Source organism: Priestia sp. JV24, assembly GCF_025910025.1.
Lineage (GTDB): Bacteria > Bacillota > Bacilli > Bacillales > Bacillaceae_H > Priestia > Priestia megaterium.
The window spans coordinates 591,473-604,287 of sequence record NZ_JAPCIN010000023.1; the positions used below are offsets into that span (position 1 = coordinate 591,473).

15 protein-coding genes and 1 other annotated feature are annotated in these 12,815 nt (G+C 39.8%); of the genes, 2 read left to right on the forward strand and 13 right to left on the reverse strand.

Going from position 1 to position 12,815, the window contains the following annotated elements; translation table 11 throughout:
• Positions 1-34 precede the first annotated feature (34 nt).
• Positions 35-1,579, reverse strand: a complete 1,545-nt coding sequence (nadB, locus tag OK414_RS24355; protein ID WP_034648780.1) for an L-aspartate oxidase — start codon at positions 1,577-1,579, stop codon at positions 35-37.
• A gap of 89 nt (positions 1,580-1,668) precedes the next feature.
• On the opposite strand from nadB, the gene OK414_RS24360 reads away from it, so the two are divergent.
• Both OK414_RS24360 and OK414_RS24365 read left to right on the forward strand, forming a co-directional pair.
• A complete protein-coding gene (locus OK414_RS24360) occupies positions 1,669-2,805 on the forward strand; it encodes an IscS subfamily cysteine desulfurase (RefSeq protein ID WP_034648777.1) in 1,137 nt (378 codons plus the stop codon).
• Between the two features lie 15 nt (positions 2,806-2,820).
• Positions 2,821-3,366: a transcription repressor NadR gene (locus OK414_RS24365; protein WP_034648775.1), complete on the forward strand. Its 546-nt coding sequence runs from the start codon at positions 2,821-2,823 to the stop codon at positions 3,364-3,366.
• A gap of 29 nt (positions 3,367-3,395) precedes the next feature.
• Here OK414_RS24365 and pheA read toward each other — a convergent pair whose 3' ends face one another.
• From pheA to minC, 12 genes are all read right to left on the reverse strand, one after another.
• Entirely contained in the window at positions 3,396-4,268 is an 873-nt protein-coding gene (gene pheA / locus OK414_RS24370) for a prephenate dehydratase (protein ID WP_028410569.1), read from the reverse strand.
• A 28-nt stretch (positions 4,269-4,296) separates the two neighbouring features.
• Positions 4,297-4,746 (reverse strand): ACT domain-containing protein, encoded by a 450-nt coding sequence (locus OK414_RS24375; RefSeq protein ID WP_013059332.1) that lies wholly within the window; start codon positions 4,744-4,746, stop codon positions 4,297-4,299.
• Positions 4,747-4,779: 33 nt separating this feature from the next.
• Complete coding sequence (obgE, locus tag OK414_RS24380) at positions 4,780-6,066, reverse strand: GTPase ObgE (RefSeq protein WP_013085117.1); 1,287 nt, start codon at positions 6,064-6,066, stop codon at positions 4,780-4,782.
• A 51-nt stretch (positions 6,067-6,117) separates the two neighbouring features.
• Complete coding sequence (locus tag OK414_RS24385; protein WP_047932163.1) at positions 6,118-6,654, reverse strand: Spo0B C-terminal domain-containing protein; 537 nt, start codon at positions 6,652-6,654, stop codon at positions 6,118-6,120.
• Between the two features lie 171 nt (positions 6,655-6,825).
• Positions 6,826-7,119 (reverse strand): 50S ribosomal protein L27, encoded by a 294-nt coding sequence (rpmA, locus tag OK414_RS24390; RefSeq protein WP_013059335.1) that lies wholly within the window; start codon positions 7,117-7,119, stop codon positions 6,826-6,828.
• Between the two features lie 16 nt (positions 7,120-7,135).
• The gene (locus OK414_RS24395) at positions 7,136-7,468 is read right to left on the reverse strand and encodes a ribosomal-processing cysteine protease Prp (protein WP_013059336.1); all 333 of its coding nucleotides are present in this window, start codon (positions 7,466-7,468) and stop codon (positions 7,136-7,138) included.
• A gap of 9 nt (positions 7,469-7,477) precedes the next feature.
• Positions 7,478-7,786 carry a 50S ribosomal protein L21 gene (gene rplU / locus OK414_RS24400; RefSeq protein ID WP_013059337.1) on the reverse strand — a complete coding sequence of 103 codons (309 nt, stop codon included), beginning with the start codon at positions 7,784-7,786 and terminating at the stop codon, positions 7,478-7,480.
• A 14-nt stretch (positions 7,787-7,800) separates the two neighbouring features.
• Positions 7,801-7,872, reverse strand: a sequence feature (ribosomal protein L21 leader region).
• A 78-nt stretch (positions 7,873-7,950) separates the two neighbouring features.
• A complete protein-coding gene (locus OK414_RS24405) occupies positions 7,951-9,420 on the reverse strand; it encodes an Rne/Rng family ribonuclease (protein WP_263045115.1) in 1,470 nt (489 codons plus the stop codon).
• Between the two features lie 83 nt (positions 9,421-9,503).
• Positions 9,504-10,370, reverse strand: a complete 867-nt coding sequence (locus tag OK414_RS24410; RefSeq protein ID WP_263045116.1) for a M50 family metallopeptidase — start codon at positions 10,368-10,370, stop codon at positions 9,504-9,506.
• Positions 10,363-11,145 carry a M23 family metallopeptidase gene (locus OK414_RS24415; RefSeq protein ID WP_034648767.1) on the reverse strand — a complete coding sequence of 261 codons (783 nt, stop codon included), beginning with the start codon at positions 11,143-11,145 and terminating at the stop codon, positions 10,363-10,365. The genes OK414_RS24410 and OK414_RS24415 overlap by 8 nt, the downstream gene beginning before the upstream one ends.
• Positions 11,146-11,265: 120 nt before the next feature.
• Positions 11,266-12,066 (reverse strand): septum site-determining protein MinD, encoded by an 801-nt coding sequence (gene minD / locus OK414_RS24420; RefSeq protein ID WP_013059341.1) that lies wholly within the window; start codon positions 12,064-12,066, stop codon positions 11,266-11,268.
• 2 nt (positions 12,067-12,068) lie between these two features.
• Entirely contained in the window at positions 12,069-12,752 is a 684-nt protein-coding gene (gene minC, locus OK414_RS24425) for a septum site-determining protein MinC (RefSeq protein WP_013059342.1), read from the reverse strand.
• Positions 12,753-12,815: the final 63 nt, after the last annotated feature.

The following is a 12,815-nucleotide window of genomic DNA, read 5'->3' on the forward strand; positions in this document are numbered from 1 at the left end:
TGCTACCTTCACCTTTCTTTTTAAATTTCCTTGCTTATAAAATCAATGATTGTTTTGTTGAAATAGCAGACTGCTTAATAATTCGCTTATGCTCCCATTCTTGCTTTTCATGCGGAAAGTCACTTCGGTAATGACCTCCTCTACTTTCTTTTCTTGCAAGAGAGGACTCAGCAATAAGCAGACCTGCAGTTAGCATATTGCAGATGGTCGCTGCTTCCCTCGAATATATAACTTCTTGGTCAAGAGGTATTCCATCCAGATGATTTGTGAATTCATGCACAATAGTAGCCAATTCGTTTTCATGACGAATGATGCCTACACAATCCATCATCTTATGCTGAATTTGTTTTGTGGCAGGCAGTATTTTAGGCATGCCTTTATACACGTAACGGACGGGGGGATAACGAGATATCGTTCTCGCTTTATGTAAAATATGACGCCCTGTCCGTTTTCCAAATACAAGACACTCTAACAATGAATTGCTTGCTAGACGATTTGCTCCATGAACGCCTGTAAAAGAAACTTCCCCCACGGCATACAATCCTTCAACGCTTGTTTGTCCATAACCATCTACTTCAATTCCACCCATTAAAAAATGTGCGCCGGGAGTAACAGGTATTCGTTTTTTGTCCAGTTGAATTTTATACTTCCGACACAGTGCCGTAATCGTAGGAAATTTTTGTTGAAAATGAGCCACTTTTTCAATGTCTAAAAATACGGATCTTCCTTTTTTCATTTCATTAAAAATTGTCCTTGCTACAACATCTCGCGGTGCTAAATCCTTAAAGGGATGAACTCCTTCCATTATGCGTTCATTCCATTCATTTACCAGTACGCCACCTTCGCCTCGAACCGCTTCGGATACTAGACCTTTCGCTTCCTTTTGATACAAAAGCGTCGGATGAAACTGAACAAATTCTAAGTCCGCTAATTTTGCTCCAGCCCTGTACGCAAGCGCTAGCCCATCTCCTGTCGCCAGCGGCTGGTTAGATGTATGCTTGTACAAAGCGCCGATTCCTCCGGTAGCAATAACCGTTTGACGAGCATGATATATAGTAATTTTGTTGTTTTCACCTTGTCCGATAGCACCTCTGCACGTTCCATCTACAGTTATTAAATGCTGAATCATTTCGTTTTCAATGACTGTAATATATGGCAGTACTGCTTTTTTCAAAAAAGCGAACAGCGCTTGTCCTGTTGCATCCCCACCTGCATGCAGAATACGATTCGTACGATGGGCTCCTTCTTTTCCAAAATGCAGCGTACCATCTGGATTTTTATCAAACTTCATTCCTTTATGAATCAATTCATTTACTACAGCCGCACCTTCTTCCACTAAAGTGCGTACCGCTTGTTCATTGCAATGCTTATTGCCCGCAACCAACGTATCATAGAGATGTTCACTCCAGTGATCGCTGCTTCCAATAGCAGCTGCTACTCCGCCTTGAGCAAGAACTGAGTTATTGCGGTCAAGTTTCCCTTTCGTTACCATTACAACTCTGTTATGACGACACAGTTCATAAGCTGCAGAAAACGCTGCTAATCCGCTTCCAATAATTAAAACATCCGTCTCTAACATTTCACACCTCTTTATTTACATGTGTCTTGACACCTATATTTACATATTATTAAATGAAAGACAAGAAGTTTTTTTATCGGAGGGAGAAAATGATTTATCTGGACTATGCAGCGACAACGCCAATGAGACAAGAAGCAATTGAGGTATATACTGAAGCGGCAACAAGCTATTATGGAAACTCCAGCAGTCTTCACACACTTGGAACACAAGCAGAAAATTTACTGACTCTATGCAGAAAAAAATTAAGCCTGTTAGTAAATTGTCGAGAGGATGATCTTTTTTTTACAAGCGGGGGAACAGAAGCTAATTACTTAGCTATTCGTTCTCTTTTAAAAGGAAAAAATGATGAAAGAAAACATATAGTGACAACGAAGCTTGAACATTCTTCGGTGCTTCATACGTTGCAGCAGCTTGAAAAAGAAGGATTTTCCCTATCTTACGTACCTGTAGATCAAAACGGAGTTGTGTCTGTAGACGACTTAAAGAAGACGATTCGACCTGACACTGTGCTAGTAGCCATTCAGCATATCAATCATGAGCTCGGTACAATTCAGCCAGTTGAGGATATTGGCCATTTTTTATCTAAAAAAGAAATTCTCTTTCACTGTGATTGTGTTCAATCTTTTGGTAAGCTTCCTATTGATGTTAAAAAGCTGAAAGCTGATAGCATCTCAGTCTCTAGTCATAAAATTTACGGACCAAAAGGTGTAGGAATGGTATACATGAATTCAAGTTCTTCTTGGAAGCCTATTTACCATAAAGCAACTCATGAAAAAGGCTTTCGCCCTGGGACTGTAAATACAACGGGCATTGCTGCCTTTACTGCAGCAGCTGAATGCGCATATGCAGAAATGAAGACCGCCCGAAGCCATTATGAGCGCTTAAAATCGTACTTACTGGAAAACCTAGAGCCTCTTGCTCCTTTTATAGAAGTAGAAGGCCTTGGGAACTCTCATTTTCCTGGAATTATGGGACTGACGTTTTCAAACATACAGGGTCAATATGTTATGTTACAATGTAATCGTCACGGAATTGCTATCTCTACGGGAAGTGCCTGTCATGTAAATCAGCAGGAACCATTAGCTTCTCTGCTTGCGATTGGCAAATCGACTGCGAATGCTAAGAATTTTGTCCGTATTTCATTCAGTCAACATTCAACGTTTAAGCATATTGATCGACTCATATCCGTTTTTCATTTATTACAGCAAGAATTTATGACAGTGTAAAAGGAGGGATTAAAGGTGCCAGGAACTCAAAAGAAAATTCTTGGAGAAGAAAGAAGAGAACTTATTCTACAATGGTTAAAAACAGAGAGTAAACCAATGACAGGCAGTGAGCTTTCGAAACGAACGAACGTTAGCCGCCAAGTCATTGTACAAGATATTTCGCTGCTTAAAGCTAAAAATGAGCCCATTATCGCAACAAGCCAAGGATATATTTACATTCAAAATCCATCTCAAACTACCGTGCATCAGCGAATTATTGCCTGTCAGCATACGCCAGAAGATGCTGAAAAGGAGCTTCTCCTGCTTGTTGACCACGGCGTTCTCGTAAAAGATGTAACCGTTGAACACCCTGTGTATGGTGAATTAACCGCTTCCGTTATGATTCAAACCCGAAAAGAAGTAGAAACGTTTATAGAAAAAATTCAAGAAACAAACGCAACTTATTTATCTCAGCTAACAGATGGGATTCACCTTCATACGATTGAAGCAGATACAATTAAAAAACTGAATGCTGCCTGCTTAGCTCTTGAAGCGGAAGGCTATTTAGTTTCGAATGAATAAAAAGGTGTTATAACAAAAAAAATCCCGCTTTAAAGCGGGATTTCTGTTTCAAGTAGTGTATGGGGATAGCTTCCTAAAAGCTCTACGCTACAGCCTAGTGCCTCAAGTTCAGCCATAGCCCCAGGGATTAATACTTCATCCATTTTTTGTTCAATATCAACGATAAAGAAATAGTTTCCAAGCCCTGTTTTCATAGGACGGGATTCAATTTTAGACAGATTTAGCTTACGCCAGGAGAAGGCTGAAAGCACTTGATGAAGCGCTCCTGCCTGATCAGATGGAAGTGTAATCATTAACGTTGTCTTGCACCCGTTTCCAGCTAAAAATGGCACCTCTTGCGCTCCATCTTTATGCAAAATAACAAACCTTGTTGTATTATGATCATAATCATGAATGTTCGGGCAGGCAATATGTAATCCATATTCATGGGCTGCTAACCCATTCGCAATAGCTCCAATATTAAGCTCAGGGTGTTCGCTTACATACTTAGCAGCAAACGCCGTTGATGTCATCTCTTCTACTGCAGTTGACGTACATTCTCCGTGTAAAAATTTATGACACTGCGCAATTGCATGAGGATGAGAATAAATCGTTTCAATGTTTTTCCACTGTTCTGCACGAGATGGATGAACCATTAAATGCTGACGAATCGGAAGCACAATTTCCCCAACAATCGGCAGACGACGTTCATGAATAAGATAATCAAGTGTTAAATTTACAGATCCTTCAAGTGCATTTTCTAACGGTACAATTCCATACTCAATTTCTCCGTTATCCACTGCATCAATGCATGCTGGAATTGTCTTGTATGGAATATGGTCGTGCTGTTTAAATACGCCTTGGACGGCTACATGTGTAAATGTTGCCTTTGGTCCTAAATATCCTACTTTCCCCACAATCATGCCTCTCCTTATCTATATCTGTTTGCCATTATGCCCCTGAACCAAGCACGTCCACTTTATCTACAAACTCTAAGCTTTTCAGTCTTCGCAGCATTTCATTTAATTCAACATTCATGCTTGCTGTATCTAATGAAAGAGTTACGTTGGCACGCCCTTGTAAAGGGATGGTTTGGTGAATCGTTAACACATTGCATCCCGATGATGCAACGGTGCTCAATAAATGTGATAAAGTTCCTGATCGATCTTCAATATGAAAAAATAGTGAAATAATTCGCTGTTTGACAACCGTCTGAAACGGAAAGACCGTGTCGCGGTACTTATAAAAAGCACTGCGACTCAAGTCTACGGCTTGTACAGCATCTGCTACCGATTCAGCTTTTCCCCGTTCAATTAACAGCTTCGCATCCAATGTTTTTTTCATCGCTTCTGGTAATACATCTTCGCGAACTAAATAAAACTGCTTATCGCTCTTATGCAAGTAAAGCCCCTCCCCTTATCCTATGAACAACAATTAGTCAATAAATTCAAATTCATATTCAAACAGCTTTACAATATCGCCATCTTTTGCTCCTCGTTCACGAAGGGCTTCATCGACGCCCATGCCTCGAAGCTGACGCGCAAATCGACGAACTGATTCTTCACGTGAGAAGTCGGTCATCTTGAATAATTTTTCGATTTTTTCACCGCTTAATACGTATGAGCCATCGCTATCACGCGTAATAACAAATTCCACTTCTTTCTTTTCATGCTTGTACAGTACGCGGTGCATAGATAGATCTTCCTCTTCTTGCATTGGGAATTCCGGCGTAGTTTCTACAAGATCAGCTACTGTAAATAACAGTTCGCGGATTCCATTACGCGTTGCTGCAGAAATTGGAAAGACTTTCACTTCGTCTCCTACTTTTTCTTTGAATGCAGCTAGATTCTCTTCAGCTTGCGGGATATCCATTTTATTTGCTACCACTACTTGCGGACGTTCTGTTAAACGCATATTATATTGACGCAGCTCTTCATTAATGGTTAAGTAATCTTCATATGGATCACGGCCTTCTAAACCTGACATATCGATTACATGGACAATAACGCGGGTACGTTCAATGTGACGTAAAAACTGATGACCTAATCCTACACCTTCATGTGCACCTTCGATTAGCCCTGGTAAATCTGCCATCACAAAACTGCGGTTATCTTCTGTTTCAACTACTCCTAAATTCGGATTAATTGTTGTAAAATGATATTCAGCAATTTTTGGCTTTGCAGCAGACGTCACGGATAATAACGTTGACTTTCCAACACTTGGAAAACCAACTAATCCTACATCGGCTAATACTTTTAATTCAAGAATTACATTTCTCTCTTTACCTGGCTCTCCATTTTCTGAAAGCTCCGGTGCTGGATTTGCAGGTGTAGCAAAACGCGTATTCCCACGCCCTCCGCGTCCACCTTTAGCAATCACTGCACGCTGGCCGTGCTCAACTAAATCAGCAATCGTTTCGTTCGTATCTTCATCTAACACAACCGTACCTGGTGGAACTTTTACAACCATCGGCTCAGCGTTACGTCCGTGCTGTCCTTTTGACATTCCATGTTCACCGCGGCTTGCTTTAAAGTGACGCTTATAGCGGAAATCCATCAGCGTACGCAATCCTTCTTCTACTTCAAAGATGACATCTGCACCGTGACCACCGTCACCACCTGCAGGACCTCCTTTTGGTACGTACTTTTCGCGACGAAAGGCAACCATTCCATTTCCTCCGTCGCCACCTTTTACATATACCTTGACCTGATCTACAAACATTTCTTTTTCACTCCGTTCTATATCTTAGCTCCTGCAATAGCAAAAGCGCTGTTAACTTATTGTGAGCATAAGGCTAAATTCATCTTCAGACATATGCTGTTGAACCAATGCAACTCCTTGAGCGCACTCATAACATTGTAGCTTGTTTTGTAGCTTCTGTATATCTGTTAGTATTCCACTAAAGTCAAAAAAGAAACGAATTCCCTGTTCTTCAATGCATACTGAAATACTCAAATAGTTTTCTGCATGATAATCAACATATTTTTCGAGTGCTTCTGTCAAATAGCAACACCAGTTGTATACGAACTCATCGTATTGTGATAAATCCTTCAATTCTCCCAGCACTTCCACATCTAAGCGAACAGCATGGTTATTCCAATGATAGGTCATAACAAAGCCCGCAAACAGTCGCATATTGATGTTTGTTAACTTGGATTCATGTTTGGATTCATTTACAATTTCTTCAATGATTTCATTCGCTCGATCAAGCCGATTCAACGCTAGATTGCCTTTGATTAATTGCAGCTTATTTAACCAATCATGCCGCGCGTATCTTAATACTTCTACGACATCCCATTCTTTTTCCATCTTAGCACTCCTAACTTTGACTCGAGCATAAGTATTTCACAACGCTGACAAACATCTCGTATCAATCTTCTTAGATATGTTCGATTATAACAAATTCCAATGGGTAATAGGTGAAATATTCTACAAAAAGAAAACTCTAACCTACTTGGGTTAGAGTTTTCTTTTTGTATCTTATGCTTCTTGAGCAACAGGGTATACAGATACTTTTTTACGGTCACGACCGAAACGTTCAAATTTAACGATACCGTCGATTTGAGCGAATAAAGTATCATCTCCACCACGACCTACGTTTGCACCTGGGTAAATTTTAGTACCGCGTTGACGGTATAAAATTGAACCACCAGATACGAATTGGCCATCAGCACGTTTAGCACCAAGACGTTTCGAGATTGAATCACGACCGTTTTTAGTACTACCTACTCCTTTTTTAGAAGCGAAGAATTGAAGGTCTAATCTTACTAACATGACATCCACCTCCTGTTTAGTTGTCGTTAATTTTTATATAATTACTGTAATCTAATTCGATCGTTTTCAGTGAAACAACCATACCTTCTAATAGCAATTGAATCTGTTCCAATGTGAACGAATCCACATCTTTTGGGATCTCACAACGGAGATACCCACCATCTCCACCTTGCTCTAAGTGCGGTTCAACCCCACTTATTGAAAAGATAGCATTAATTGTCCCAAATGAAACTGCAGATGCTCCCGCACAAACAAGATCTTTTCCGTGTTCGGAAAAGTCAGCATGTCCACTCATCGTGAACCCGTCAACTTTCTTATTTGCATCACGAGAAATCGTCACCTTAATCATTTGTTATAATTACGCGTTGATAGCGTCGATTACAACTTTTGTGTAAGGTTGACGGTGACCTTGCTTACGACGATAGTTTTTCTTTGCTTTGTATTTAAATACAGTGATCTTTTTAGCGCGACCTTGTTTTTCAACTTTAGCCGTAACTGTTGCACCTTCTACGAAAGGAACACCAACTTTCACGCTGTCGCCACCTACAAATAATACTTTGTCAAAAGTAACTGTTTCGCCTTGTTCACCAGCAAGTTTTTCAACGTAGATTGCTTGACCAGCCTCTACTTTAATTTGCTTACCACCAGTTTCAATAATTGCGTACATTCTCTGCACCTCCTCTAAAAACTAAGACTCGCCATCACAGGTGTTCAAGTGAACTTAAAACCTGTTCTGAGCGGTTGTAGCACGGGTGCTACAAACCAACATATTAAATCTTACTACAAATCAAAGGTTAGTGTCAATTGGAATTCATGTTTTCTTCTAAAATTTTATATAGAAGCAGAGACCCTTTTTTGAATCTGCTCATTCGACCCCAATTGACGCAAAACAAATGCGTTTGTATAATCATCGCTTGGCGTAAGATATACGGTTTTTTTTACCATTTTCTCTAGAGCGTTGAGAAATCCTTGCGCCTTCATTTCATTTATAACATCACTTCGCGTCTCAATCCAAATAGCCTCTTCTTCCGCGCCTCGATGTTCCCAAATTACACGTTCAATTTGAAAAGCAGCCGTTTTGGAATCAATCATTTTACCGGTTCCTTCACACACTTCACAAGGCATAGTTAATGTTGATCCAATACTATTGCGCACTTTCTTCCTCGTTAATTGCAATATGCCGAGCTCTGTAAAGCCAACTACATTCGTCCGCACTTCATCTTGTTCACATAGCTTTTTCATGTATCTTTCTACTTCTGTCCGATCTTCTTTGTGAGGCATATTTATAAAATCAATTAAGATCATGCCGCCTAAGTGACGTAATTGCATCTGTTTGGACAGTTCATACGCAGCTTCCATATTTGTTTGAAGCATTGTCTTTCGAATATTATCTTTTCCTGAAAACTTCCCCGTGTTCACGTCCACGACCGTCATCGCTTCCGTTTCGTCAATAACGATATAGCCTCCGCTTTTGAGCCATACGATTCGCTTTAAAAGCTTCTCTATTTGCCGTTCCACATCGTAAAAAGAGAAAATATTTTCATTTCCTTTATAGTACTCTATTGACGAGTTAGGATAGGTAGTTTGAAGGTGCTGATATAGGTCGAAGTCATCTACTACTATCCCATCAATTCCTTGTTGAAGTGCAGCTTGCACTCTTGTTTCAAGAAAATCTTGTCCTTTGCTGACTAGGGTAGGAGCTTTCATTCCCTGTGTCTGTCGTTCAAGGCGCTCATATTTTTCCTGTAGCTCTTTTATTTCATGTTGGACCGCGGCTTCTGATTTTTCTGCAATCGCTGTTCGAAATAAAAAGCCTTCCATCCCTTGTTTTAACCGCTCACCAAGCTGTTTCCACTGTTGTCGTTTTGGCTCGGCTATTTTTTTGGATACAGCGACATAGTTTCCGTGCGGTAAATATACAAGCTCATCAGAAGAAAATTCAATGATACCCGTCAGCTTGGGCCCTTTTGTCCCAATGCCTTCTTTTACAACTTGAACCAATACTTTTTCTCCTTCACGAATAAAAGCAGACATCGGCTGCTGATCTTTGTGAGGATTCTCTGACTGCTGATAGGATACAAGTTCATTTCGATGAATAAATCCGTTCATTGATAAACCGATATCAATAAAGGCTGCTTGCATATGCGGCAGTACTTTTACTACTTTACCCCAATATATATCACCAATAATTTGATTCTCGCTTTGTTCTTGTAAATAGATTTTTTCTAGTGCTTTATCGTTTATCACGGCTATACGTTTTGAAGAAGTAGCCGCGTTAATAATACATGCCTTCACATACATTGCCTCACTTTAATCTAAATTCATAGGAAAAAGTTCGGTCAGTGCAACCGAACTTTTTTCATTCTATTCTATGTTACTAGAAATCAGTAAACTGTTACAAGTTCGTCTAGTTGGCTATTTGTTCTTTTTTCTACGAAGTAAGCGTGTAAAAGTTCATTTTCATCAATTTGTACATGCTCGCCTGTTTGAGATGTAGCAATAATCATATGCTTACAACCTCTTTGGAATTTTTGCAGAACTTGATGGAGCGTCTCACTGGTTGATACACTTAGTGTTTTTAAAGCTCCAATTGGATGCTCTTTGCCATGATATCTCTCCAACAAAAAGCGCATGTAGACAAATTGCCTCCTCTTCCATTCCAAATATCCGGATATAATTAAAAATGAAATAACAATCCATAAGTGCAGCTGAAAAGGATGCATAATGACGGCATAAATAATACCGACAGCTAAAAAAAACGTTGATAACCGGAGCGCAAGCTTATGCGCTTCTATAAATGGTAAAGACCGACTGCAAATTAAAAAAAGCAGCTTCCCTCCGTCCAATGGCCAAATGGGCAAAAGATTAAACAGGAAAATCACCGTGCATTGAAACATAAATTGCTCATACGTTTCGAAGGACAACACATTTATTTTCATTAATAAGAAAGCAGCTCCAAACATCCAGAGATGCTGAAGAGGTCCACTTATTGTCACAATAAACTCTTCTCGAAATGGACGATTCCCATGTTCATCTACTTCTGCTACTCCCCCAAAAGGTAAGAGCATAATTCTGCGAATCCGCCAAGAAAAACACTGAGCCGCTACGGCGTGGCCCAGTTCATGAATAATTACAATAATAAATAGCAAAAAAAGCTGCTTTACCGTAGCGGTTAAGATACCAATTACGAAAATCCCCCAAAACAATGGATGAATGTGAATTTTCATCAATAACGAAAAAGCACTATTCAAATTGAATCACCTGACTAGGATCAACAAACTTATCGCCTTTTTTAATAGCAAAATAGAATGTTCCAGCATCGCCTTTTTTACTGTTTTCCACAATTCCTACTTCTTTGCCTTTATTCACAAAATCATACATACTAACATTGATTTTTTTGAGCTGTCCATACCAAGTTTCGCTTCCATCGGCGTGTTGAATAATAACGGTATTCCCAGTATCATCACGTTTTCCTACATACCTTACGATACCTTCACTCATTGCTTCTACAACCGAATCCACTCCTGTTTGAACCGTCACGCCTTGCTTACTTTGAGCAAATGTTTCCGTTACTTTCCCTGAAGCTGGAGTAGCATATTCTCCGCTTACACTTTGCTCCGTTTTTCTAGACTCTTTATTCGGCAATAGCGTTAACGGCTTCCCAAACTTATCTTCATACCAGGAGGAAACAGCTGCAAACTGAAATTCTTTATCCATTGTTTGTTGAACCACTACTCTGGCCTGGTCAAAAGTAGGAGAAGCGTTCTTGAACATAATTCCTACAATTAACACTAAGCAGGCTGAAGCTAAAATTTTAAATAAAAAGCGTTCTTTTCGAAATAACGGGTGGTATTCCTTTGCTGATGGTGTGTATTCAACCGCAGAATAATCCATCGATCCATATTTTTCTTCTTCACTCATTAAGGACGTATGAAGAGGTTCTTGAGGAAGACGCTTCGTTGTATTTAATTGTTTTCGCTTACGCTCAGCAATTCGTTTACGGATTTCATCAGCACGTCGATTCATGATTCATCATTCTCCTTGTTCTTATCGTATAATCAACTATATGACTTGTCCGTGGAGCTTATGACAGCTTGACTCTACAAAATCAAACAAATAAAAAAAGCTTCCTCTATCGGAAGCTTTTTAAGAACGAACACCAAAGAATCGTTTAATACGTGCAAACATTCCCTTATCTTCTTCATCTAACGATTGAAGAGGAACCGTTTCACCTAGAATACGTCTTGCAATATTACGATATGCAATTGATGCTTTGCTTGATGGGTCCATGACAATTGGTTCACCGTTGTTAGAAGCACGAATAACATTTTCATCGTCAGCAACGATTCCAATTAAATCAACAGCCAGAAGCTGAGAAATTTCTTCCACATCCAGCATGTCTCCATTTTTCATCATATGACTACGGATTCGGTTAATAACCAGTTTTGGAGACTCGATATCCTCTTGCTCCAATAATCCAATAATACGGTCAGCATCACGAACAGCTGAAACTTCCGGTGTTGTCACAACGAGTGCCTTATCAGCGCCAGCTACGGCGTTCTTATAGCCTTGTTCAATACCAGCTGGGCAATCAATAACCACATAGTCATAGTCTTGCTTTAACTGAAGAACTAACTCTCGCATTTGTTCTGGTTGAACAGCTGTTTTGTCACTCGTTTGAGCAGCAGGAAGTAAGTACAAACATTCAAAACGCTTGTCCTTAATCAAGGCTTTTTGCGGTTGGCATCGACCTTCTACCACGTCTACAAGATCATAAATAATACGATTTTCAAGCCCCATTACAACATCCAAGTTGCGTAAGCCGATATCAGTGTCTACTAGACACACGCGCTTTCCAGCTAATGCTAGAGCAGTACCTAAATTGGCTGATGTCGTTGTTTTTCCAACTCCACCTTTACCAGACGTAACAACAATAGCCTCTCCCACTGTCAAATTCTCCTTTCTACCCTGGTCAAATTCGGTCTTAGATGCGGTAAAGTTTGCACGCGATCTATCACCATTTGATCATTATCATCTAAGTATGCACATTCCATTATATTCTCTTCCTTCTCACTGCGCTCTTCTTCTGATCGGGTAATGATATCAGCAATGCGCAGCTGTGAAGGTTTCATTAACGATGCAGCAATAACGGCGTTTTTATTGCCGCGATATCCTGCATGAGCAATCCCTTTTAAAGCACCTAATACAAATAAATTTCCTCCAGCTACAACGGTTCCTCCGGGATTTACGTCTCCGACTAGAAGCAAATCGCCTTCTACATGGAGAACCTGTCCTGAACGAACTACCTTTGTAACAGATACTAATTCACTTTCTTCTCTTACGCGGACTGCATCTTGCTTTAAAATAACGTTACTATCAATTTGTTTAACTACTAAATACTGATTTTCTTCTATGAGCGCCTTCAATTCGGTTTCCTGCTCTGTAGTTAAATAACGATTTCCGATTTTGACATACACTGTGACGATCTGATCGGCATCGCCATGCTTATTTGTCAAAAGCTTCGTCTTAAGTTCCGTCAAAAGCTCTGCAAATGAACATGTATCATTGAGATGCAACGTTAATCCATCTTTTGTTCCTTTAATTGTCACATTTTGTTGCTTTTGTTTATTCAAGACGCTCACCTCAACGAATATATAATTTCGACAGAGACTTACTCAATTCCTTTTTTTCGTTTC